Origin of the sequence: Mucilaginibacter sp. OAE612, from assembly GCF_041806395.1 — a bacterium.
GTDB classification, from domain to species: domain Bacteria; phylum Bacteroidota; class Bacteroidia; order Sphingobacteriales; family Sphingobacteriaceae; genus Mucilaginibacter; species Mucilaginibacter rubeus.
This window is the reverse complement of the sequence record NZ_JBGMUW010000001.1, coordinates 5,008,272-5,032,849: the sequence shown is the minus strand read 5'-3', so window position 1 is coordinate 5,032,849 and position 24,578 is coordinate 5,008,272. Positions and strand designations below refer to the sequence as shown.

Here is a 24,578-nt window from a genome sequence, read left to right as displayed (position 1 = left end):
ACATTTTTACGTTACAAAAATTTATACCGTACAAATGCAACATTGGTTAGTAAAAAGTGAGCCCTTTAAATACAGCTGGGAAAAATTCAACAAGGATGGTCGTACCTTTTGGGATGGTGTGCGCAATTACCAGGCACGCAATAACCTGAGGGAAATGAAGGAGGGCGACCTGGTGTTATTTTATCACAGTAACGAGGGTAAAGAGATTGTAGGCATAGCCAAAGTTGTTAAGGAAGCCTACCAAGACCCCACAACCGATGATACCAATTGGGTAGTGGTTGACCTGGCCCCGGTTGAAGCCCTGAAAACCCCGGTAACCCTTGAACAGATCAAAGCCGACCCTAAATTACAGGATATTGGCCTGGTAAGGCAGGGGCGTTTATCGGTAATGGGAGTAAAGCGCGAAGAGTTTGATTACATCTTAGCGCTGGGCAGTAAATGAAATGTGGAAGCATCTTAACGGGTTATTTTGTTAAACCGGGCCTTGTCGCCGTTTTATTGGTATTGCCGGGACTTGCAAAAGCGCAGGATGCTTTCAGCGCCTTTCCCGATCTGTTTACCACCCCTTACGGCTATGTTGCGAAACATGTAAAGCAAGCGCCGGTAATTGATGGCGATCTGGAAGATGCTGTATGGCAGCAGGCCAAATGGACCCGGGATTTCCAGGATATTGAAGGCCGCCTCAAACCGCAGCCACCACTGCAAACCAACGTTAAAATGCTTTGGGACGATAGCTGCCTGTATGTAGCAGCCCGCATCAGAGATCCGCATGTTTGGGCTACGCTTAGCCATCATGATGATATTGTTTACAAAGACAATGATTTTGAGCTGTTTATCGATCCTGCCAACAGCACGCATAGTTATTTTGAAATTGAGGTGAATGCCCTCAATACCATTTTCGATTTGTTTTTGACCAGGCCTTACCGAAATGACGGCGCCGCGGTAACCGGTTGGGATGCGCACGGCTTACGGTCGGCGGTAAAAGTTGAGGGCACACTGAATGATCCTACGGATACCGACAAAGGCTGGACGGTTGAAATGGCTATCCCATTTAAAGCCATAGCCGGTGGCTTTAACCGGGCTGTAATAAAAGATGGTACTTTGTGGCGCATCAATTTTTCGCGGGTGCAGTATGATACCAAAGTGCAGAACGGAAAATATGTAAAGCTGCAGGATAATACCGGGCATAACTTGCCCGAGTATAACTGGGTTTGGAGCAACCAGGGGCTTATCAATATGCATTACCCCGAACGCTGGGGCTACCTCCTCTTCAGAGATCATGAGGCCGATGACGCGAGGTTTAAAATGCCTTATGCCGAAGAGCAAAAAAAATACCTATGGCTGGTTTATTACAAGCAAAAGCAGTGGTTTAAAGATCATCACCAATACTGCACCTCGTTAAACAACCTGGGTGTTGAAAATAAGGTAACAATAACAGGCTATACTAACGAACTTAAGCTGGAAGCAACTGCCCATCAGTTTATAGCTTATATTGCCGATAGTAAAACCAAAGCGACCTATAAAATTGACCAGGAGGGCCTGGTGCAGCAGCAGATAATCCCTAAAACTCCATGAATAAGCGCGAATTTTTAAAGGCTGGTTTACTGGCCGGCGTGGCTGCCCAGTTGCCCTTAGTAAGCAATGCCGCTGTTGAAGCTGCCAAGAGCGGCAAGAAAAAGGCCATGAAAAACTGGGTATGGATCAACCCTAACCCCAAAGATACAGATGATGAGCTGGCCACCCGCTACGCTTCCTATAAAGCATCGGGCATCACCGGCATATTTTTCGAAAACGACAGCGAACGCCATTTTCGTGCCGCTAAAGCTAAAGGACTGGAGGCCCACCGCTGGATCTGGACTTTTAACCGTGCCGAACTGGTAAACGAAAAGCCCGAATGGTACAGCAAAAACCGCAAAGGCGAATCATGTGCCGATCATCCGCCTTATGTGCAGTATTACCGCTGGCTGTGCCCATCGCGCCCCGAAGTTCAGGAGTATTTAACCAAAACTGTCGATGATATTTTAGCTAAAGATTATATCGATGGTATCCACCTGGATTACGTGCGTTACTGCGATGTGGTGTTACCGGTAAACCTTTGGGATAAATATAAAATTGAGCAAACCAAAGAGCTACCCGAATATGATTTTTGCTACTGCGATGTTTGCAAAGCCAAATTCAAGGAAGAATATAACCAGGACCTCGATCAGATCCAATACCCAGAAGCCAGCCTTTCATGGCGCTTGTTCAGGTATAATAACATAACCCGGGTGGTTAATGGTATTTCGACAGTTGCCCATCAGCATAAAAAGCAGATAACAGCAGCCGTATTCCCAACACCCGAAGTTGCCCGCCGCAACGTAAGGCAGGACTGGACAAACTGGAACATGGACGGCATTTGCCCCATGATATACCATGGTTTTTACAAGGAAGGCGTGAGCTGGATAGGCAATGCCGTAGCCGAAGGCGTTCATTTCCTGGCCGGAAGGTTCCCGCTGTATGCAGGTCTGTATTTATCCGATTTTAAGAGTGATGATGAAATTCGCACCGGTATACAGGTGGCGCTTAAAAACGGCGCGATGGGCGTGTCTTTCTTCGGTAATGTAAGGCCGGAAGTGCTGGCAATACTGAAGGATGAAGTTGCGGCGTTTAAGGCTTCGTAACCAATTAAAGTTTATACATGATATGTCATTGCGAGGAGGAACGACGAAGCAATCTCGTAGCCGATGCAGATCGTACATGCATTGGCTACGAGATTGCCTCGCTACGCCCGCAATGACATGTTTTTATTTTGAATTTAAGGGTAATAACCTTTCGCCTTTAGCCTTTTCCCTTTCACCTAAAAAATCATCCCCGCATTTTGTCCAATAGATCGCTTAGGGTCGCGGCTTCATCTTCGGTGAGGTTATTGCTCAGAATTTCTTTGGTTTTGTATACGTCATGCAGATCCGATGTTTTAAATATCTGTTAGATGTGTCTTTGAATGAGGAGAACCTCAGGGTCTCCCGCAGAGGACCCTGAGGGAACAAAATAAATACATATGATCAATAATAGTAATTATCACGTTGCGTGGTGCCCATTTTGCAATCAGGGTTGGGTTGATATTATAAAAGACTCTTTAACCAGTAAACTGTTTTTACTTTGTGCCGAATGTGATACTCTTTGGGATGATCCTATTGATGTTGAGTTAGGCAATCCTATAGTATCGAAGATGGAAATTAATATGGAAGAACCAATATTGAAAGAAATTAAAGACAACGGTTGAGATAAGTTTCTGATTTCTATCAACGATTTTTGACTTTAAAGGCCGGAAGTGCTTGCTATACTTAAGGACGAGGCGGCTGTGTTTAAGGGGTACCATTGTATTGTAAGAAAGTGTCGTTTCGACGAACCCGCTGGGAAAAGTGCAGGAGGGTGAGGAGAAATCTCCCATACGCCATGCTTCCCAACATGCATAGCCACTGGCAGGGTGTACAAGATTTCTCTTTCGCTCCGGGCGTTCATTCCCTTCCCTGCTCTGTCGAAATGACATTTTTTTAATAAAAAGATGTCTATTTTTAGGCCATGCATCACCCTGAAGATAACCCCTGGAAAATAACGTCCCAAAAAAATATCTACGATAACCCCTGGATCAACCTAACCGAATACCAGGTTATTAACCCTTCCGGTAATCCCGGTATTTATGGTAAAATACATTTTAAAAATGTGGCGATTGGTGTTTTACCCTTAGACGCTGAACTAAATACTTATCTTGTAGGGCAATTTCGCTTCGCATTAAATCAGTACAGCTGGGAAATGCCAGAAGGTGGTGGCCCTGAAGGTACGGATCCGCTCGAATCGGCCAAACGTGAATTGCTTGAAGAAACCGGGTTAAAAGCCTCTCAATGGACGGAGATCCAGCGCCTGCACCTCAGCAATTCAGTAAGCGATGAGTTGAGCATATTGTACCTGGCCCGGGGCCTTGAACAGTTTGAAGCCGAACCCGAAGAAACCGAACAGCTGATTATCAGAAAAGTGCCTTTTGCTGAAATTTACCGTATGGTTTGCGATGGCGAGATTACTGATTCCATGACTGTGGCCGCGGTACTTAAAGTGCGACTGTTGCTAACAGAAAACCGTTTGTAAATTATTGCATTACTGAAAAAAATATAACTTTGCCCATTGATGAAGAAGTTATTAGGTTATATCCTGTCGCCCTTTGCCATAATTGCATTTTTTTTAGCCCTGGTTATTTTTCAGCCCATCCAGTGGATCTGCTTTCGTTTTTTTGGCTATGCCGCGCACAAACGTTCGGTTGATATCCTGAACTTATGCCTGTTCCGCACTTTTTATATCATTGGCGATACGGTAACTTTTATCAATAAGCAAAATTTGCCGATGGGTAGGCCAATTATATTTGTGGCCAATCATCAAAGCCTGCTCGATATCCCCCCGCTTATTTATTACCTGCGCAAGTATCACGCCAAGTTTGTTTCTAAAATAGAGCTTACCAAAGGGATCCCCTCTATCAGTTACAATCTGAAACACGGCGGCGGTGCTAATATCGACAGGAAAGACTCCCGCCAATCCATGACCGAAATGATAAGTTTAGGTGAGCGCATGAAAGCCAATAACTGGTCGGCAGTGATCTTTCCGGAAGGTACCCGCTCTAAGGATGGTGTAGTACGGTCTTTTCAGCCGGGAGGTGTTGCCATGCTGCTAAAAAAATGCCCTGAAGCATTGCTGGTGCCCATCGCCATAAAAAATAGCTGGAAGGTTGTACAATATGGCTTTTATCCGCTTAATACTTTTATATCCATGACCTGGACGGTACTTGAACCGATTGAGCCCGGTAAAACCTCGATTGGCGACCTGGTATTGGAAGCCGAGAACAAGATCAAGGCTGCGTTGTCCTGATTTCGGATCTCGGAATTTCGATTTTGGTTTTTTTTATTTTTGGCTCGCGCGGATAAAAAGCGCGGGATTGAGCGATTCCCTCCCTTGGGAGGGGTAGGGAGGGGTTTCATAGACTTGTTTACATCGTCAAAATAGCGGATAAACCCCTCCCTGCCACTACACTTCTCCAACGCACCCCTCCCCAAGGAGGGAATTCGAACCTCTTCCGAACATCCCAACTGGTCGAAGTTTAGCGATAGCGTAACTTCGTCCTAAAATGCCTTAAGCTTTCAGCTTAACTATACAATCAATTTACTTTTCCGCTTCCGCAAGCAGAATTCTTGCCCTGTTTTGGGACGAAGTTACGCTATCGCTAAACTTCGACCAGTAAAAAAACTCTTTCCTCTTTAATTTCGAAATCCCAAATCCGATATTCGAAATGCAACCAACCTGTTAATAATCAGATAAATGTTAACAAATAAATCACACGTTATTTACGTTAATATGAAACGTTATCGCTTATTTTTATAGACCCATAAAAGAGGTCGCCTAAAATTTACCTAAAATAATTTTTATGACCTGGAGAAAATTCAGCGGCGAAGTAATCCAATCGCCCATTATGGAAGAGGTTGAAAAGGCAATTGAACGCGAAGCCCTCCTTGGCAACAAGCTAAAAGTATGTATCGGCACCGACTCGCAAGTTAAAGGATCCGTAACGGATTTTGCAACGGTGATTGTGTTTCTGCGCGAAAAACGCGGCGCTTTTATGTTCATACACCAGGAGCGTACTTCGCAAAAAATGAGCATTAAAGAAAGAATGCTGAGCGAGGTGCAGAAGTCTATCGACATTGCTTACAAGCTTTGCGATTTGCTCGACCTGTATGATGTGGAGCTTGAGGTACATGCCGACATCAACACCAACCCGATGTTTAAAAGTAACGCGGCCCTGCACGAGGCTATGGGTTACATCCTGAGCATGGGTTTTGTGTTTAAGGCCAAGCCCGAGGCTTTTGCAAGCTCATACTGCGCCAATAAAATAGTGCAGTAAATTTGCCGAAACCCAAAGCGTGTATCTATATTTGATATTAAAACATATCAGATATACCTATGTCGCCACTTATTGAAATCAACGACCCGGCTTTAGCCGCACAGGATACTATTCTTATTGATGCCCGCGGAGGGCAGGACTCTTACCAGCGTTACCTGGCAGGCCATTTAAACCACGCCATCTACGCCGACCTTGATCAGCACCTTACCACTAAACCCGATGACCCTGCCTTTGGCGGCAGACATCCGTTGCCTAATATACAGGAGTTTGCTGTATTGTTAGGTAACTGGGGCATTACACCCGACAGTCACGTAGTGGTTTATGACGATAAATCAGGCGCGTTCAGCGCATCACGTTTGTGGTGGATGCTGCGGGCAATTGGTCATGAAAACGTACAGGTACTAAATGGCGGCTTACAGGCCGCTAAGGATGCAGGTATAACATTGAGCACAGAAGCTTATACGCCGGTTGCGGTTGATCCGTATCCGGTAACACACGAATATGCAAATACTGTTGAGATAGCGGAGGCTGGAGAAGCTGCACAGGATCCCTCACGACTGGTAATTGACGTACGCGAAACGCCACGCTACCTGGGCCAGACAGAGCCTTTGGATTTGATAGCCGGCCATATCCCCGGTGCTTTAAACCTGCCTTATATCAACAACCTCGGTGCCGACGGTAAGTATTTACCCGCTGATGAGTTGCGCAAGGCTTATGATGCTGCAATTGGCGATGTAGCGCATAGCGAAGTAATAGTTCACTGCGGTTCGGGTGTTACAGCCTGCCATACCTTACTGGGTATGGATTACGCAGGCATCAACGGCCCAAAGCTTTACGTTGGCTCCTGGAGCGAATGGTCAAGAAGGGATTTGCCAATAGGGAAGGAAGATCGGTAGGGTCAGAAAAAAATGTCATTGCGAGGAACGAAGCAATCGCACGGACGCAGAGCGGTTCTGTATGGTATGCGATTGCCGCGCTACGCTCGCAATGACATCATTTTATAGCCCATTGGGCGAGTCGACCAAAACACTTATCCGTCCCTTCTTGTTACGTCATCGTGAAAACATACGTTTTAAAAAAAGAACAATCCATTCCTGTCAGCCTTGATCAGGCCTGGGATTTTTTTTCGTCGCCATTAAATTTGGCTAAGATCACACCCAGTGACATGAGCTTCGTAGTAACATCTGATTATACCGCCGAGACAAAAATGTACCCCGGAATGATCATCACTTATAAGATCTCGCCGTTATTAGGTATTAAAATGAACTGGATGACAGAGATCACTCATGTTGATGATAAAAAGTATTTTGTTGATGAGCAGCGTTTCGGGCCATACGCTTTATGGCACCACCAACACCATTTTAAAGAAATTGACGGTGGAGTGCACATGACCGACCTCTTACATTACGCTATCCCTTATGGTGCAATAGGGAGATTTGCTAATGCCGTTTTCGTTAAAAGCAAGGTTGAACAGATTTTTGATTATCGTACTAAGGTTATTGAGGAAATGTTTGGGAAGTACAAGTATTAAACCACGGGTTGAAAGCCAGCGGTAGTGTTATATTAAAAGATATTAATGCCTGCTTCCCTGTATGCCGAAAGTTCTTCATTGTCGGGAGAAACATCGGTAATGATGGTATCCAGTTCTGTTACCGGGCCTATGTAATAAGAATCGGCTTTGTTTATTTTTTCTAAGGTGGATAAGGCGATGGTTTCTTTAGATACTTCGATCATTGTTTTCTTGATCTCGGCCTCTTCATAATCCCTTGTTGTGATACCAATGGCAGGGTGCACACTGCAAATCCCGAAAATACAAAGATCGGCCCGGATATTCCTGAAGGCATTGATGGTTTCATGGCCGATGGTAGTAAAGGACGATTTATACAGACGCCCACCGGCAAATATGACCTCAACCGTTGGATGATCTTCAAGCGCGCTTGCAACAGGAAAGCTGTTGGTAACCACGGTGATCCTCAAATCATCCGGCAGGCTTTCAGCCACAGCTAAGGTTGATGTACCGCCGTCAAAAAGTACAACCTGTCCGTCTTTTAAAAAGCTCAACACTTTTGATGCGATGACTTTCTTAGAGGCAATATCATGCTTTTCCCTCGCGCGGTAATGGTGCGGAATGGGAGAGTGGGCAACCGCGCCGCCCCTTACTGCTGTTAGCAACTTCTGGTCGGCCAATACTTTAATATCCCGGCGTACAGTATCTTCCGAAACATTGAGTTTTTCGCTCAGTTCGGCAAGCATAACTTTGTTGTCTTTTGATACGTGATCTAAAATGATCTGGAGTCTTTCTTCTCTTACCATGTTTGCAATATGATGCAAATTTATAAATAATTTGCAAAATATTGCAATTTTGTTTTGATTTGTTGCATGAAAACGCAAACAAAGAAAACTATCGCCATCGATATGGACGGTGTTATGGCCGATGTTGAGCCGCAACTGATCAAATATTATGAACAGTTGTACGGTATTACGAAAACCCTTGAGGCTATTGATGGCTTATCACATGCCGAGGCTTTTCCCTTAGATGCTGCAACGAAGGCTTCCCTGAACCTGCCCGGATTTTTCCGTACGCTGCCGGTTATGCCCGGCGCTATTGAGGCTGTTAGAAAACTGATGGAAGATTACGAGGTATACATTGTATCCGCCGCAACGGAATTCCCGCTGTCGTTATCCGAAAAGTTGGAATGGCTTCAGGAATATTTCCCGTTTATCAGCTGGCGTAATATTGTGCTGTGTGGCGATAAAAGTATCATCCATACCGATTACATGATAGATGACCATTGTAAAAACCTCGACTATTGCAGCGGCAAAGCCATCATGTTTAACGCGCATCACAACAAACATGAGCACCAGCACGTGCGGGTTCACAATTGGGATGAGGTGTTGAACCTGTTTGAAATGGAAAAAACTTCTGCAGATTTAGCATAGCAGAATCTAAAGGAGTTTTTTGACTACCCTATTGCTTTAAGCTTTATGCCTTCCGCTTTTAGCTTTTTATAAGGCTATTTCGTATCTATCCGGTAATTAAGTGATGCCGAAAAACTGGTGCCCGCGCCGGTATTGCGCCCGGTAATAAAGGTGCCGCCTGTTAAAAACAGCGACAGGCTTTTAGCGAATGCATGACCGTAGCTTAGCGATACCTGGTTAAAGGCAAAGTTTTTACTGGCGCTTGGGTTTACGTTAAAATCCTTATTGATACTGGTAGTATAAAAGCCGCCCACGCTTAGGGAGATCTGCTCGCGGAACTTTTTATCAAGCGTTAAACCATAAGTGGCATTGTACCTGTCCTGGAAAACACTTTCGTAACCAAAGTACTCGCGTACACCGTTTTCAAGAATGAAGAATGAGTTTTTGCCGAATAAATGCCCGCTGCCGGCAAAGGCCAGTTTAAGTTCTCCCCCTTTTTGGTTATAGCCAAGTGCGGTGTTGGTATACATAGGTACAATAGCCGTGCCCTGTAAGCTGAAGTAATATTTATAACTGATATTGGCCAGGTAATACCTGATACCCACTTCCAGGTCCTGGAAACCTGAGCTTTTGCTTGTACCAAGATCAGTACTAAAAGTATTTATTACATAAGGCGCAAGTACTGATAGGGTAAACCTGCGGCTTAAGCCAACTTCTGAGTATAAGGAATAGCTCCATGAGCTGAACTTGCCATTATTGGCAAAGGCACCTTTATGGCTGTCGGCATCCCAGGCTTTATTGGCAAAAAAGTAAGTTGCTGATGGCGATAGTGAGATCCTGCCCGGCCTTACCGGGAACCCTCCTGCATAACTTTTACCGGTAGCAAAGGCGAATATTACTATCCCCGTAAGCAAATATTTTGATAAAGTATTTTTCAAGGTCATGTGTTTAAGATTTTAAAAGTTTTAAAACAAACCAAAGGTATCGCGCATCCAACGGCCCTCATAATCTTTGTATACCTGGCTCACCTCATGTGCAAGGTTTTTAAATACCAATACGTGTTTATCAGTATTTATTGAGTTGAACACCGCGTAACCATTGGCTGGCGGTACGTAGGGATCTAAAAGGCCCAAGCCTAAAATTGTTGGACATTTTATAGTTGTTGCAAAGTTTTTTGCATCGTAATAATCAAGATTGTTTAATACCTGGTTAAAGGTTACGCCGGGTTTGCTTAAAACATATTTTTTAATATCGTTAATGGGCCATTCAACAGCGCCAACCAAATTGCGGATATCGCTCATGATGGGGTTTTGTGCCGAGCAAAGGTTTATACGACGATCGACGCCTGAAAGTGCAAGCGATAAATAACCGCCCATACTACCGCCGGTTGCCAGGATCTGATCGTGTCTTAAATTGGGCTGCGCGTAAATAAAATCAACAGCGCGTACACAATCCATAATTACGCCGCGCATCACATATTTGTTTTTATCTTCAATATGATAGGAGATAAAGGCATCCCGCTCGGTGTGGATCACATCGCGACTGGTACCTTGTCCGCGCGTGTTTAGGGTGATGATCACGAGGTCGGGGTCATCACCTACAATGGGATATAGCTTTACCTGGTAGCCGGGCAAACCCAGCAGTACCGAAAATTTCTTGTTTTTGTTTTTGCTGATAGGTACCGTCATGTAACCGCGGATGGTAAGGTTATCCAGCGATTTCATTTCTATTTCGTAAACCTTGCGGTTTTCGGTGTTCATGGATGGCACTTCGGTGATTTTGTAATTGGGTTTCACTTTGGCCAGCTCATCTTTGGCGGTTTGCCAAAACTGGTCAAAGTCGGCCGGCCTGGCATATTGCGACCGGATTTCCTCCGGCCTGATCCCAAAAGCGCGGCGAGTGGTATCGTCATAATCGCTCACATTGATCATCATGTTAACCTTGTAAAAACCTGTTTTTAGGTTGGGTACCTCAAAATCATATTTGGAAGTGCTTTTTTTGCCCAGATTTACCGGCTTTGACAGGGTTTTAACAATTTGCCCATTTTCGGTAGTGATATTGTATGATATGCTGCCTTCCTGGTTAGTATCATAAGTGTTTTTAATTTCAAAGCTGAACGAGGCTGTTGAACTGAATATACCATCCTTATTATTGATAGTTAATACCGTTGATACTTCATCATCACCACCGCTTTTGCCGGTATTCTCCGCCGGGTCTTTTTCGGTTTCCTGTGCCATGGCCGGTAGGGCGGCACACCAGGTCAGTAAAACGAAAGCAATGATCAGTAGTTTGTTAGCGTTTTTTAGCATGTTGTAATTAGGCTTTAATCTTAGCTGATTCATTTTCGGGATTACGTGCTTTGTTTTTAATCAGGAAATCAGACTTACGGATATAATGATTAAGTGGTTCTTCAATTAATTTAAACAACGTTATGGAAACGACATTTAAAACGATAAAGGCATACAAAAGGTTTAAGCTATCATACTCAAAAGGCGAATGCCAGTCGACACCCCATTTATCATAAAGCTCAAAAACATAATCGTTAAGACTGTTCATGCCCTGATGGATGAAATTGTACATAAAGCCTAAGTGGATCAGGTAAAATATGTAGGAGCTTTTGCCCAGCAGTTCAATAAAAGGGTGTGCTAAAAACTTTTTAAGGAGGGTAGTTTCGGTGAGCAGACCATAAAAGAAAATGGCAATCGAGGTAGCCAGCAGATAGTTATTAGTTATAATGCCCCAGGGATTATGCAAGCCTGCCTCATATCCTTTCGGGATGGTCAAGGTGGACATGATCCACACGCAAAAAAAGATCATGAAAAAACCCAGGTAAGTGAACTTCTTTTTGCTTGTACCCTCCAGTTTTTGTTTCCGAACAATAAGCGCCAGCTGAATGCCCGCGTAAAACTCAAAGCATCGGCCTAAAAAGGTGTACAGCATCATGAACGTAAAGTTGCCGAAGAAACCGAACCAGTTTACATGACTAAAGATGAATACAAGCAAAGCCCCTAAACCGGTAACCGCGATAGGCTGTATATAAAACTTTTTGTATTTAGTGGCGATAAGGAAAATAAATGGCGCCGAAAAGTAAAAACATTCTTCAACCGTGAGCGACCAGCCCTGTGCAATGCCTGTAAACTTAAACTGATCAAAAAAGCCGCGCACAAAAACGATATTCATGAAAAACATAACCACCGGGTTTTGCCCTGCCGTTACTGTTGGACTTTGCGTAAAATGATAAGCTATGAACGCCCCAATGGTAAGCAATGCATACATGGGATAGATGCGCGCCACCCGGTTTTTAAGGTATTGCAGAAACCAGGCTTTTGTTAATTTAAAACTATCAAAATAACGAAATGCGATCAAAAAGCCCGAAAGCACAAAAAAAATGGTAACCCCGATATGGAACTCATTAAAGAAACGTTGCACAGAGTGGGGAAATTTCTCATCAAACACATAGGCAAAATGCGATATGAAAACCAGGTAAGCTGCCATGGCCCTTACACCTGTTAACGCCGGAATATAATTGGATTGTGCTCGTTGTGACAAAATGGACGTATTTTAACTTTCAGATGAATTTAATTATACGTAAATGTTTGCAAAAGAGATACCAATGTTTAAGAAGCAACAGCCGGCAAGTGGTGATATTTTAAGTTGCAGTGGCAGTTTTTAGTTGCAGGGAGAAGAGTATTGATTTGCTTATTCGTTAAACCAGAACCGGGATTTGGGGGGACTGGCCGGATTGATGGATTTTGTTGACTCGTAAGTTTCCAAAGCTTTTTTATAACATCGTCATCGCGAGTACCCATCAGGGAAATCCTGAAAAAAACCGTGATGACGTATAAAGTATATCTTAGCGATGGTGCGCTGGGCGCGTTAGTGATAGTAGCGGATACCGGCCTTGTGGCTAATGCCCGTGCAGTATGAGCGGATAGCACGGGCCGCAGGCAACGCCCATATCACAAAACAGATCCAAAAATACCTTTGATAATCAATACTGCGCTATTGTTGGTGTTGTCACCAACAACTTCTATTTGTTCAATATACCATTATTCTTAATTGCTTTACCATTAATAGCCGAGGGGTAAATGTTGTTGGTGACAACACCAACAACGGCAGAGTAATCCGGCAAATCCTATAAATCAAGGTTCAGGCGGCTTCCCTGCACCACACCTCTGCTTAAAATTCTCTGATCAATGTAATACTGGATCTCTGATTTTTTCAATCCCCAGTTGGGGGCGATGAGCAGTTCGCGGTCGCTGAGGCCGAAGAGGCGCTGGATCACGATATCCGGGCGAACAAGGGGCAGTAACTCGCACAGAAAATCGGCATATTCATCAATGCCAAACAGGTGAAATGGCTCGCGTTTGTATTTTACGCCCATTACCGAGCCTTCAACAATATGCAGGTGATGGAATTTTACAAACTTGATCTGTTTAAAACGGTTGATCTCGTCGGCATATTTTCAGCATCATTTCTTTAGTTTCCCAGGGGAAACCGAAAATAGTATGCACGCAGATATCCAGTTTCGAGTTTTCGACCAGGCTCAGGGCTTTCACCAGTTCTTCGTGGCTGCAGCCCCGGTTGATCTGGTTTAGGGTTTCGTTATAGATGCTTTCCATACCCATCTCCAAATCAACATCAAAACGGTCGGTGTAGCTTTCCAACAGGGCAATCTTTTCGGCGTCAATACAATCGGGCCGGGTACCTACCGAGAGGCCTACAATATCTTCGGTACCGTAGCTTAGGGCTTCATCGTACAGCATTTTCAAATAATGCGCCGGGGCGTAGGTATTGGTATTGGGCTGAAAGTAAATAATAAACTTATCGGCCTTATTGCCTTTACGGGCGCGTTCCATACCTTCCTCAACCTGTTGGCGTACGGTGGGGGCGTTGCGGCTTACAGAAGGCGTAAATGAATCAACATTACAATAGGTACAACCGCCGTAACCTTTTGAGCCATCCCGGTTGGGGCAGGTAAAACCACCATCAACAATTACTTTAAACACACGATGGCCTTTGTATTTTTCCTTAAGCCATGGCCCGTAATTGTTATAGCCTTTTTCCCAGGTTGTTATTGTTTGCATTTATGATTTCACCGATTTTTGGATGAAGGCACCAATTAACAGCTGCTTTCATCGATCAGGGGGCAAAGATAATGAATTTTGATGAGGGAGAGTTTATTGTTAGGAAGGCTTATATAGTACGTTATATACTTTATATTTAATTGACTGCCCGGCGATACACAATATTAATTATTATTGTATTATAAATAATCTAAATTCCAAAGTGTGTTACACATAGGCTCAACGCTCGAAACAATTGGTTTACTTGGTGTATACCTGTGTAATATTCCGCTATATATTTATAAAATACTGTGTGCAGTGTTTACAGGGCAACACCTTCCCAGCTATCGGTATCTCTTTTATGTACCTCAATGGCTTAACGATTATGTGAAGTTTTTTGGTGGAGGAATGCTGGTATTGTTTTTTGTGCTGATCGCAATTTACAAATAGGATCTCCCACCTCTTCTTACAATTTAGCGTTTACCCAGCGCTAAACATCTAATTCACCTTTAAATAAGTCTTTTTATAAGTACTCAAAATCTCAGTTATTTTGGATGGGTCCCGTTTTTCAAACAGGTGAATGATCCATACGGTAATACGCAGCATCCCAACCGGGTTAACAATGCCAAGTCCCAGTTTATTGATATCACTATCCCTGCTGGCAATTTGCTTAGGATAAGCATCCCCGTTACGGGTAAACAGATCTTCGGCAAAGCACCAGGCGCCATCGCGGGCGTTGCTAAGGGCAAACTGGATGAGGATGGAATTATTTTGCGCATGCAGGCCCGCCAGTGACAGCAGCGGCGAGATCCGGTTCAGCTCGCTGATCACCTCGTAAGTAAGTGCCGAAAGTATAGTATTGATGGAATTAAAATCATTATGGACCTCGGTTAGCGGTTGGTTAAGATTTCGCGCTACTTCAACAACAGCAACACCCAAATCAAGGTTGATATGCGCGTTCATTCCAATGAGCAGGTGCTGCAGTACCAGTCTGGATGATTTATCAAAAATACTGAAAGCCAACTCCCACGACTGTGAGCAGGGCTGTTTTTGCTGCCAGCAATAGTAAGCCATAATGTACCTGTTGGCGAAGATCACGTCCAGTTGTTCCATGCGGGCAGGGTTTTCAAACTCACCGTTTTGGATGCCTTCCCTTACCTTGCAGGTAACCTTATGGTACAGGGCCGCGAAATACCCCGCCCTGCTGTCGGTTTTTATAGCGTCGGCAATAATAGCCTCTAACTGTTCAATAATCTGGTTAATAGTTTGGGCTGGTGCAATAGGTTCCATAGCAGGCAGATAAGTCCAGGTAAATTATTTATTTTAAAGATAGGTTTTTTGTTGATGGCTTGTACATCAGGTTTTTATGTTGAACAGGCAAAATACAATTAAAAATAGCCCGATAAGCAGTAAACCCCAATATACATACCTGAAAAATGAAGCGCTATTTAGCTTGTGATTAAGATATCGTCCTAAAAAAATCGCGGGGAAAACAGCCGGTAGCGACATGATAAAATATTTCAATACTTCCCCGGTAATTAGCCCTTTAAAAATATAGCCTGCTACACCAATTAAGCTTACCGGTAAAAAGTATCCCTGAAGTGTTGCCCTGAAATTTTGAGCGCTCCATTTGCGCATGTTACCATAAACAACCAGCGGTGGCCCGTTAACGCCATAGGCCCCTCCCAAAACTCCTGATAGAAACCCACAGATAAACAACCATAATTTACTATCATGATTAAGCTTAAAGCTGTTTTTGCCAAACATGGCATATAACGAGTAAAGGATGATGAGGGCACCCAGCCCTGTTTTTACCCAAAACTCGTTGCCATATATTAAAATCAGCAAGCCGATGGGGATGCCTGGTATAGCAAAAATGATAAGCCATTTCGCGCTGTTAAACTGGATGCTGCTATGATCCTGTATCACCACTACCAGCGCAATCAAAACAGAAATGAGTACCGAAAGCGGAACGGCAACGCCAAGAGGGATAAATATGCTTAGTAGTGGTACAGCAACCAGCGACTCGCCAAAACCAAAGGTCGATCGCACCAGTGTAGCAATAAAACTTATAATAAAAATGTAAAGAAAAACAGTGTACATATCAATGTGTATTAAACCTATTGATCATTTGCCGGGGAGGCTTAATGATCAATAGGCTGTTATTATTTTTTATTACGACTTAGTTGTGCCTCGTTTAGACGACAGAATGGAATCGACAGAAAATATGCCGCCTCCCGAGATCAGCAGCGAGATTAGTCCGGCGATATACAATAAATTGATCTCATATCCCGGTGGACCGAAAATTGGTCCGTTGGGAGTTAAACCAATGGTTTTTACCGAACTGAAACCATAATCAATTTGAATACCGAACATGGCTACAAGCATAATGCCGATAAGTGGCAAGGCGGTTAAGCTTACCATAAACCCGGCAAACATGGCCAGGCCGCCAACCAGTTCTGTTACGGTTGACATCCATGCCATAGCATGCGGGAAAGGGACATGTATCTGGGCCAGCAGGTTTCCGAAGGCTTCGGGACCTTTAATTAATTTTGCCCAGCCATGTGCCATAAAGCCGAAGCCGATAGTCAGACGCAGAAACAGGGGAGCTGATTGCCGGTAATTTTTACCGGTTATTGAAAAAATATGTTTGATCATGATTTAAAAAAAATTGATATGCAGTGATCATTTAGGCCGTGTATACAGATGCCGCTGCAGATAGCAACATCAATAACAGAAAAGCCGGGGATCATTAAAAAATTGAATACAAAGAGCCGTAAGGCGTTAGTGGACAATGCTTAAATTAAACGCACAACTTAATTGTTGCATGGCGAGAAGCATAAAATGGGGCAGGAAAGGTTCAGATCAATAACGACCTGTTTGCCAAATAAAGCGGGATGGTATTTAAACCCCGGGCAGCGGGGTAGGGGTATAAAACAACAAGCCTTTTTAACGGGGCTATGCTCCCAAAAAATGCTGCCGCAACAACAATTGCCAGGAGCAAGGGGATTGTTGTTTTTGATACAACTTCCTGGTATGGTATAATTTTATCGCCGCTATTGTATGCGTTACATACGTCATCAACAATAGCTTTGATATCGCGCGGGGCCTTTTGCTCTTTATTTTGAGACGAATGGCTGGCGAGCGAACACAAAGTATTCCTTACCGGGCAGTAGCCAAGCACCAGGAAAATCACCATCATCATCAAACTTAGTGATGAACGTATGGGCTTAATGTTTTTTCCGCGTATCATGCTTTGGCCTTTAACAATGTTTTTGGCGTAATGGTTAAACAGGTATCGCAAAGATAATATGTTTTAAAGAACGGTATTGTAACAAGATAATGCACAACAGGAGGAGATTAAATTAAAACCAGGCCGCGTGAGATATGCGTGGCTGCGTTTTGAAAGCTAACAAAGGTAAAATTCAGGACTTTTTGCCAAAAGCGATGAGCTTGATAACATGCATAACACGGCAGCAAACGCTAAAGATTTATATAAAGCGCCGAATACGCTGTAATTTACGGCACAAATAAGTGTAAAGTTATTTTGATTTTGTTGCGTGTTGGAGGTTTATTGCTAATAATATCCTAATTTTTTAACCTGAAAGAAATAATAATTGTAAAAGTGCCTTTCGTATATCAAAAAACGACTGTTTAATAAAACTATAGCCAGTTTTATACGTACTAATTATTGTATTAATTAATTATTCACCTAAAATTAAACACTATGATTACGTTATTATTGGCATTAAGCGCAAGTGCATTATGCGGTTTTTTTGTTGCGCACAGTACAAAGGAAAATGAATGTTAAATGTAATAGACTAAACGGGGTAATTATGTGAAAAGGCTGATCAGAGATGATTAGCCTTTTTTGTTGGATACTTCTTTCGGTACGAACGTTGGCTTTCGCTACCGCAAGGCCAATGTCATTAAGTTAAGGAATCCCCCAGAGGGGGTACAGGTTTGTAGCAATATAATAACACCAAAATAACCGTGCCAGAGGTACGGAACACCGGAGTTGTGTACCTCTGGCACACCGGAAATTCATTCCTATCCATCTCTACAAACCTTTTGCACCTCTGGTGCAGCCTGTCAATTTCTTAACTTAATGACATTGCGCGTGCGCCAGCGAAAGGGCAGGGTTTTTTAAAGCTTTTCGATATTTATATAGTTGATTACACTTTCGGTCAAATAATCAAACAAAGCGAGATCTGATTTTGGGAAATAAGGGGTGATAGGATAGAATCCTTTATCGTCTGCCGAACCTTTAACGATTTTTGGAGGAGCTTCAGTAATATGGTACCAATAAGTGCTCAGGTCGCGCATGAAAAATTCGTAAGCAGCCCCTATTATCCCAATTCCTGGTTCAAAAACAAATCGGTCCATACCGCGATAGTAACTTACGCCGTCCTGTATCCAACTGTCAAGCAACCAAAATTTGTATGCCTTTTTGCCTTTATCCGAAATTATATAAGACAAATTGAGCATCGGGCCGCCTTCTACGCCCAGGCTGGTTTCAGAATCATACTTGTTGTAGTTTGAAGAAAAAGCACCATTCGCCCGGTAATATGCAGATTCATATTCGGCCGTACTTCGCATTTTTGCATTCAAATTAAGTCGAAATCCGGCAGGCTGTTTATTAGCACTATCGCCAACTGTTAAAAACTCTGTAAAACAATCGGTAGCATTACAATAATAGCCGTCGTTTTTTTTAAGTATCAACTCGTAATTAAAATATTTCAATCTATCCAAGCCATCTTTTCCCTCGTTCTGGTATCTTGAAAATTTGTTTTTCATTATATCATATAACTCATTCAAGTTAATTACTGGTGCTTTCAAAGTATCAATGTCTATTTTCTGCCATTTCGGGTCTTTGCTAAAAAGAGAAGGCATCACAGAAAATACAGCTAAGTCCTTTTGGTTAAACAAAATGTTAAATATTTCAATTGTCAGGTCGGTTTGTGGTTGTGTAAATAGGCTACTTTTAAGGGTCACTCTGTGAGCCGAGGTGCCTTTTGGTAAAGCAGCAGCGTCGAGCAAAACATATCCGGCAGGCGGAATTTGAAAATTTCGGAACATCATCCCATTATTATTAAACCCTTTCGGCGGTTGTTGAGCCGTCGCGATTTTAATTGTACCGAAAAGCAGTAGTATTAAAGCTTTTTTTTTCATATTTATAGTGTAGATATAATACCAACGTAGCAATTGCCTCAATAATCTTAGTGAACATGCGTACTTCAGCGGAGAATTTCCAAAGTAATTAACAACCCCGTTATATGTTTACAATTAGCCATTTCATAGTTACATACCCTGGTAAATTCTAATTCATCGCGAGAGGCATCACTATCGACTTAAGTAAAATACAATCAATAAAATTCAGTTTCTCATTATCGCCGAAATTGATGAGGTTTTGTATTGAATTTCCAAGCTGATCATACCGTTCCTGCCGTTTTTCATACATCAATTTTGTTTTTTCATCCAGTTTGCTTTGATAATCGTTATTTTCCCAGCCCGTCATAAATCCGCAACCAGCATTATTTGTAATCATCAGCGGTAAAATATAAGTTCGACCACGTAGGTTCTTTACCTGGTCTATATTTACGCCTTGCTGATTTATTATTGTAATAACTTTCGCAATCCCATCTTTTATAAAAATGGGGGTGGTTGTGGTATAAGTAACATTGGTAAGTTGATGCTGATTGTTAATATTAAAACGTATAAATACACAGCCTTTCCAACAGGTACTTTTTGCTGAATCAATGTCAGGTTTGTAATTATTTATAAAAGCATACTTTATTCCATCAAAACCCCTGATCACATTATCCTTAGAATGGATTTGCGCCATAGATAATTGGGACAATAACGGAAACAAAAAAAACAAGAACAACTTTTTCATAATGTTTGATTAATTGCAGCTTTTTCCAGTTAAACCTTCTCTTTGAAACTCGGTATAACACCAACCAAGAATAGTAGTATCGCCACCGCTTCATAGTATTTCTCTTCATTATGACGCCCCATGGCTCCACCAAAGCCCTTTTACAGCATTACCTATTACCTTTGGTGAGCACCGGTATGAAGATCGGAGACAACATAACGGCTTTTCCGGTAAAGTCTTTGTTATTGAACTTCAAGTACGATTCCAAATACCCATTGGTGTAATACTTATTGGAATTAGGTAATTGGGGCTCATAACTCACCGGGATCAACAAAGAAACGTCTTTATAGGATTTTATCCTGGCATACTTTTCAAGCGTCGCCTTGTCATCATGCCATTTTTTCCTGTTATCGAACGCCCTAACAAACGTAGAATCTGCACTGTCCGAGAACCGCATGTCTACCACCTTTCCATTCTTGTCAATGTCAATTTTCAACACCGCAAACGTCGGTGTTGTGGTAGACATATACGACGGATTATAAAAGGAGTTGTACACGGTACCGGAGAATTCAGTTAAAAGACTATCAGACAGGGTATGTTTATATTTGCCTTCACCCAGCATTTTGTCTTGCGCCTTCACTGTATTTATCCCAACACAAAAGGAAATTAAAACAGCAATACTTTTTAACGGATTTTTCATATCAAATTTATTTACATCTTGTACCTAATGAGCCAATTGAATAGGCAGATTGAGTAGCTGCAAAACTGCCCGATAATCCCATATCTTTTGCGACTGTGTATAGGAAAGTAGTTGTCTGATCGAGTCCACCCAAAGATAAATTCTTTGCATCATTAGGAGGTATTCCAGGAAACATCGTCGTTAACGACGCGCTCATTTTGTTAACGTAATCAATAATTATATTCTCATGTTGATTCTTAGGATCGACTCCTTCCGCTTCCAGATAGGCATGTAATGCCTCATGTATGATAACCGTTAAAATTTATTAAAATATACTGCAAATATTTTTTTATAAATGCCCCGTCAGTATTGATATATATATATAAACGATATTGAGAGTATACATTTGTGACTATAAAGCCTCTTAATAATAGTTAATATATGCCGTTATAGGTGGTTTATTCTGAGCGTAATGCATTTAAGGGTTTGATATTCAATATTGCCCTATAATTTTTAACCGGCAGGAGTATGTAGCGCTTGATGCTGTGGCCCGAGTATTCACTCCTTTCCGGTATTGAGCTTATGATGTTACAGAAGTCATAACAATAAAAAATAGTATTGCTATAAACTTTTTTCATAGTCGTCTTATGCCGTATGGCTTGTTCAATGTCGACTGTCCCTTTTCTTATCCGTTACAGGGAGTATATTTTCTTTATCTATAGTGGTTACTTGTTGACGAGTGGGTAACAGTCTTATTTTATGGCTTACATACTCATTCGCATCACTTTTTTCGACGATGTAAAAGACATATAATGTCTGTGCGGTTAAGTCACTGGTCTTCTTGGCTCGCTCTATGAGGCTGGAAAGGCTGACAAAGTTGAAAGCGGTTATTTGATCACCACTTATCTTCCGTCCCGGGTCTTTTACATTGAATACGAAGGTGGGATAATTGTTAAATTTTAGACAAGGACATTGGATTGCATAATATTTATACTGCGACTCTACGCCAATATCCCACATCCGATCTTTTACCGGGGTATTAGCCGTATCGAGAAGATAGTAAATCGTATCTATATTACTCACAGCCTTTTGAGCCGATGCCGAAAGAGCGACACAGAATAAAATTAGTGTTGTTAAAAGATTTTTCATCATACTTTAATCGTTACAGTTTCCAGGCAATTTATCTGTTGAGTTAAGGGAAGATAAATAAAAACCATTTATTTGAGTATCAGTAAGCGAATATTTGGTTTTAATGGCATTGTATGCTTGCTGTAAATTGGCTGTTTGAGCTGCGGTTGTGGTAGGATCAGAGGTGTTCAGTCCATATAGCATTGCCATGGCATATTCTCCATCGCTGTGAGCCCTGTTGTCCCACGATTTTAACGAACTAACCGCCTGATCGAAGTATGAAGTCAACATCACCGAATGATTGCTGAAGTTAGAAGGGAGCCCGTCTATCGTGCACCATTGGTCTATAGAAAGCAGCCAGTTATTTTTGCTAAAATCTGTGTATCCTTGCGATGCATTATCTTGCGCAGTGGCAAGTCCATAATTTATATAGGCATGCATTGTTTCATGAATTATTGTAGCCGCAATTAATAACCGCGAGCTATGCAATAACATTTGTGTATTTAATGTAACAGTGGCACTTTGACCAATGCCTGTCGGCTGTGACCTTGTTTCTCCTAACTGATATGTTAATTGCGTGCTACCAGGTTGCGTAGCTGCCCAGGGCAGTGCCGCATCCCGTAATCGGTGAAGGGCTCCAAATTGAATTCGGCGTTTCGTTGTCACAGTTCATGCATCCTAAAAATTGGTCGTGATTTTTGCCTCCGTAAATATTTAGCTTGCTTTGCGCTTTTGCAGTACAAGCAATAATGATAATTAGAAGGTATGACTATTTCCAGTTTTTTCATGTTATTTATATACTGAAATTGTCGTTCAATTACGAAAGTCGTGAAAATTGTCGTTATAATATTTAGGTATATCCTTAACTATTTGCTGCCGTTCTTCGCTCACCGCATTTACAAACGGTTCCCATGATCGTTTCGGATTCTTTCTATTTACGGTCATATATCCTTTAGACTTACCATTTTCGTCAAGTATAATCGGCGGACATTTTGCTTTTTTATTGAAAGGGGAATAATCACTCTTAGTACTTCCGTACACGCCATTCGGATTCCATATTGAGTTAGTCTCGTGGGTAGACCCATATCTCCCCAGTGTGTTCCAGATGGAATTAGGATCATCATTTGTACACGTGACACACCCTAAAAATTGATCGTGATTTTTGCCTCCGTAAATATTTAATTTAGACTGGGCTTTTATTGACAATGCGGACGATAAAAAGAACGCAAGCGAGATGATAATTTGTTTCATAATCAATTATATTAAGGACATTTTGTTCCAACTGAGTTGCCTTTTCTGACATCTCGTTCCGAGTCGTTGGCATATTTAATACTGCTATCATCCACGATTCCTCCTTTTGCAAGCGCCAGCGCCTTATCAGCAGGAAAGGAAGGATTATATGCTAATATCGCATCTTTAAGCTGTCCAATGAAGTATTCAGCCATAGTTATGTGCCCGCCTGTTACGACCTTGGTTTCGTATCCGGCTCCCGGGTCGATCCAATAATCGTATGGGTCAGCGCCGACCACGCTGGTAAAATTGGAGTGAGCAACAACTTTTACCATCGGATACTTGGCACTGAAACCAGCATCACCAAGCGTTTTGTGTTCTAAGTTTAAATAAGCGTGAATGGCTTCATGATAAAGCGTTACGAGCCGGTATTCGTTCGATGAATTGGCAAGCACAAAGGGGTTGAGATATACCTTGTAGCCGATCGTATGTCCGTCTTCTGTTGCATTATTGCCGGTAAAATCAGCCGCAGGGCCATCAACAAACGTAATGCTTTTACTGCTTGTTGTGCCGAAGGCTTGATACAGTATCCTTGCAATATTAGTGTTGAGAGTGGTCAACTGCGCCACCAATGCCCGGGCGCATTGGTAGTTCGTACTGATACTATCTCGTATGTCTGTGTTGGGAATGGTAACCTGAGTTGATGTTACAACGGTTGCACATGGCACGTTTCCATTTGGTGGAGGAAAGCCATCTCCAGGAGGATCGGTCGGAAGCGGTTGTAGCTGGTTCACCGTCACACTGTTAACACTGATCTTGCCAAGGTTATCAATCGCGTTTGTTGGCACACATGGTGCAGGAGAAGGAGGAGTTGTCGTCCCTCCGCCGCCCCCTCCACCGCCGCCAGTTCCGGGAATAGACCCGCCACCACCGCCACCGCCTGAATCCCATGTGCCCGAATAGGTGGTGACACAATAGCTGTCAAGCACGACGGTTCCCGTGCTTTGCCCATTATAGGAGCTTGTTTGTGTCCAGGTGTAGCAGGTTGTAATCTCCGTTAAGTTGGCTTTTATCGCATCAGTCTGGGTTTTGCCGGTAGTAGCAGAAGTAGCCGAAGCACTGTCAGGCGATATCTGCCCACTGATCGTACCGTTTTTGTACGTCCATGCATTCACAAACTTACCTTTTGGAGTGGAATAGAGCACTACGCCGGTAAAGGCGCTGTCCCGCTTGTTGTATTTGTTGCGATCAAGTTTCCTGAGATCACCTTTGAGATATGACGGGTCGCCGATAATAGTCATAATGTAGGCTTGATAGACGCCAAGCGACTTTATCAAGAGGAATGAGCTTTTACTGTTCGCTGCTTTGTATTCCGTCCCGGTGGTTTGTTCTTTTATGCCAAGGGCAAGCTTTCCCGAGGTCACTGCGTCTATCGGCATTTCGAGCACCTCGTCATCGAAGCGTGTATATGTTGTACCGTTGTTCCAATCAGGCTTTACACCTTGGCTCCAATCTTGGCCGACTGATGCTGCCTGCACAGAGAGTTTGGTGCTGGCAGGATACGATTTTTCGTACCAACTTTTTGCTTCGTTGACAGCGGCAGGATTTGCAGCAGGCGGCGTAGTCACATGGTTATCTTTTTTACAACTGCCGATGATTACGGCGATGAGCGTGATAGGCGCACATAGAAGTAGTAGCTTTTTAAAAGCCGGTTTAGGTTGTTTCATTATTTTAGTAGATTGTCTTTAGGCAAGATAATAA

General features: G+C 42.8%; 25 protein-coding genes and 1 pseudogene. 10 read left to right on the top strand and 16 right to left on the bottom strand.

Features of this window, described 5'->3' with window-relative positions; all coding sequences use genetic code 11:
* Positions 1 to 34: 34 nt before the first annotated feature.
* The 9 genes from ABID99_RS20765 to ABID99_RS20725 all read left to right on the top strand — a co-directional run bounded on the left by ABID99_RS20765 (position 35) and on the right by ABID99_RS20725 (position 7,451).
* Positions 35 to 442, top strand: a complete 408-nt coding sequence (locus ABID99_RS20765; RefSeq protein ID WP_090528071.1) for an EVE domain-containing protein — start codon at positions 35 to 37, stop codon at positions 440 to 442.
* The gene (locus tag ABID99_RS20760; RefSeq protein ID WP_373614986.1) at positions 439 to 1,575 is read left to right on the top strand and encodes a carbohydrate-binding family 9-like protein; all 1,137 of its coding nucleotides are present in this window, start codon (positions 439 to 441) and stop codon (positions 1,573 to 1,575) included. Before ABID99_RS20765 ends, ABID99_RS20760 begins: the two co-directional genes overlap by 4 nt.
* Positions 1,572 to 2,660, top strand: a complete 1,089-nt coding sequence (locus tag ABID99_RS20755; RefSeq protein WP_373614985.1) for a family 10 glycosylhydrolase — start codon at positions 1,572 to 1,574, stop codon at positions 2,658 to 2,660. Before ABID99_RS20760 ends, ABID99_RS20755 begins: the two co-directional genes overlap by 4 nt.
* A gap of 377 nt (positions 2,661 to 3,037) precedes the next feature.
* Complete coding sequence (locus ABID99_RS20750; RefSeq protein WP_188834594.1) at positions 3,038 to 3,262, top strand: hypothetical protein; 225 nt, start codon at positions 3,038 to 3,040, stop codon at positions 3,260 to 3,262.
* A 299-nt stretch (positions 3,263 to 3,561) separates the two neighbouring features.
* Complete coding sequence (locus tag ABID99_RS20745) at positions 3,562 to 4,122, top strand: NUDIX hydrolase (RefSeq protein ID WP_090533975.1); 561 nt, start codon at positions 3,562 to 3,564, stop codon at positions 4,120 to 4,122.
* A gap of 39 nt (positions 4,123 to 4,161) precedes the next feature.
* Positions 4,162 to 4,893 carry a lysophospholipid acyltransferase family protein gene (locus ABID99_RS20740; protein ID WP_373614984.1) on the top strand — a complete coding sequence of 244 codons (732 nt, stop codon included), beginning with the start codon at positions 4,162 to 4,164 and terminating at the stop codon, positions 4,891 to 4,893.
* 553 nt (positions 4,894 to 5,446) lie between these two features.
* A complete protein-coding gene (locus ABID99_RS20735) occupies positions 5,447 to 5,920 on the top strand; it encodes a ribonuclease H-like YkuK family protein (protein WP_090533971.1) in 474 nt (157 codons plus the stop codon).
* Between the two features lie 59 nt (positions 5,921 to 5,979).
* The gene (locus ABID99_RS20730; RefSeq protein ID WP_373614982.1) at positions 5,980 to 6,816 is read left to right on the top strand and encodes a sulfurtransferase; all 837 of its coding nucleotides are present in this window, start codon (positions 5,980 to 5,982) and stop codon (positions 6,814 to 6,816) included.
* A 161-nt stretch (positions 6,817 to 6,977) separates the two neighbouring features.
* On the top strand, positions 6,978 to 7,451 hold the full coding sequence (locus ABID99_RS20725) for an SRPBCC family protein (protein ID WP_188834591.1): 474 nt from the start codon (positions 6,978 to 6,980) through the stop codon (positions 7,449 to 7,451).
* Positions 7,452 to 7,483: 32 nt separating this feature from the next.
* On the opposite strand, the gene ABID99_RS20720 is transcribed toward ABID99_RS20725, so the two are convergent.
* A complete protein-coding gene (locus ABID99_RS20720) occupies positions 7,484 to 8,233 on the bottom strand; it encodes a DeoR/GlpR family DNA-binding transcription regulator (RefSeq protein ID WP_188834590.1) in 750 nt (249 codons plus the stop codon).
* Between the two features lie 66 nt (positions 8,234 to 8,299).
* Here ABID99_RS20720 and ABID99_RS20715 point away from each other — a divergent pair, with 66 nt between their 5' ends.
* Positions 8,300 to 8,860: a 5'(3')-deoxyribonucleotidase gene (locus tag ABID99_RS20715; protein ID WP_373614981.1), complete on the top strand. Its 561-nt coding sequence runs from the start codon at positions 8,300 to 8,302 to the stop codon at positions 8,858 to 8,860.
* Between the two features lie 74 nt (positions 8,861 to 8,934).
* Here ABID99_RS20715 and ABID99_RS20710 read toward each other — a convergent pair whose 3' ends face one another.
* The 15 genes and pseudogenes from ABID99_RS20710 to ABID99_RS20640 form a co-directional block, all read right to left on the bottom strand.
* The gene (locus tag ABID99_RS20710; RefSeq protein WP_373614980.1) at positions 8,935 to 9,783 is read right to left on the bottom strand and encodes a hypothetical protein; all 849 of its coding nucleotides are present in this window, start codon (positions 9,781 to 9,783) and stop codon (positions 8,935 to 8,937) included.
* A 21-nt stretch (positions 9,784 to 9,804) separates the two neighbouring features.
* Positions 9,805 to 11,181, bottom strand: a complete 1,377-nt coding sequence (locus ABID99_RS20705; RefSeq protein WP_373614979.1) for an acetylxylan esterase — start codon at positions 11,179 to 11,181, stop codon at positions 9,805 to 9,807.
* Entirely contained in the window at positions 11,156 to 12,388 is a 1,233-nt protein-coding gene (locus ABID99_RS20700; protein WP_176622443.1) for an acyltransferase, read from the bottom strand. The genes ABID99_RS20705 and ABID99_RS20700 overlap by 26 nt, the downstream gene beginning before the upstream one ends.
* A 586-nt stretch (positions 12,389 to 12,974) precedes the next feature.
* Positions 12,975 to 13,926: pseudogene (locus ABID99_RS20695) on the bottom strand (TIGR01212 family radical SAM protein).
* A gap of 477 nt (positions 13,927 to 14,403) precedes the next feature.
* Positions 14,404 to 15,195, bottom strand: coding sequence for a DUF5995 family protein (locus ABID99_RS20690; protein WP_188834584.1), 792 nt, complete (start codon positions 15,193 to 15,195; stop codon positions 14,404 to 14,406).
* Positions 15,196 to 15,261: 66 nt separating this feature from the next.
* On the bottom strand, positions 15,262 to 16,008 hold the full coding sequence (locus ABID99_RS20685; protein WP_188834583.1) for a sulfite exporter TauE/SafE family protein: 747 nt from the start codon (positions 16,006 to 16,008) through the stop codon (positions 15,262 to 15,264).
* Positions 16,009 to 16,080: 72 nt separating this feature from the next.
* Entirely contained in the window at positions 16,081 to 16,563 is a 483-nt protein-coding gene (locus tag ABID99_RS20680) for a DoxX family protein (protein WP_188834582.1), read from the bottom strand.
* Between the two features lie 202 nt (positions 16,564 to 16,765).
* Positions 16,766 to 17,209, bottom strand: a complete 444-nt coding sequence (locus ABID99_RS20675; protein ID WP_373614977.1) for a hypothetical protein — start codon at positions 17,207 to 17,209, stop codon at positions 16,766 to 16,768.
* Between the two features lie 842 nt (positions 17,210 to 18,051).
* Positions 18,052 to 19,077, bottom strand: a complete 1,026-nt coding sequence (locus ABID99_RS20670; RefSeq protein ID WP_090533947.1) for a hypothetical protein — start codon at positions 19,075 to 19,077, stop codon at positions 18,052 to 18,054.
* A 148-nt stretch (positions 19,078 to 19,225) separates the two neighbouring features.
* Positions 19,226 to 19,801 (bottom strand): hypothetical protein, encoded by a 576-nt coding sequence (locus ABID99_RS20665; protein WP_188834580.1) that lies wholly within the window; start codon positions 19,799 to 19,801, stop codon positions 19,226 to 19,228.
* Positions 19,802 to 19,949: 148 nt separating this feature from the next.
* Entirely contained in the window at positions 19,950 to 20,480 is a 531-nt protein-coding gene (locus tag ABID99_RS20660) for a hypothetical protein (protein WP_373614976.1), read from the bottom strand.
* Positions 20,481 to 21,122: 642 nt separating this feature from the next.
* Positions 21,123 to 21,611 (bottom strand): hypothetical protein, encoded by a 489-nt coding sequence (locus ABID99_RS20655; RefSeq protein ID WP_188834578.1) that lies wholly within the window; start codon positions 21,609 to 21,611, stop codon positions 21,123 to 21,125.
* A 3-nt stretch (positions 21,612 to 21,614) separates the two neighbouring features.
* Positions 21,615 to 22,028: a hypothetical protein gene (locus ABID99_RS20650; protein WP_188834577.1), complete on the bottom strand. Its 414-nt coding sequence runs from the start codon at positions 22,026 to 22,028 to the stop codon at positions 21,615 to 21,617.
* 372 nt (positions 22,029 to 22,400) lie between these two features.
* Positions 22,401 to 22,838 carry a hypothetical protein gene (locus ABID99_RS20645; protein WP_188834576.1) on the bottom strand — a complete coding sequence of 146 codons (438 nt, stop codon included), beginning with the start codon at positions 22,836 to 22,838 and terminating at the stop codon, positions 22,401 to 22,403.
* An 11-nt stretch (positions 22,839 to 22,849) separates the two neighbouring features.
* Positions 22,850 to 24,544 (bottom strand): hypothetical protein, encoded by a 1,695-nt coding sequence (locus ABID99_RS20640; RefSeq protein WP_188834575.1) that lies wholly within the window; start codon positions 24,542 to 24,544, stop codon positions 22,850 to 22,852.
* Between the last annotated feature and the right edge of the window lie 34 nt (positions 24,545 to 24,578).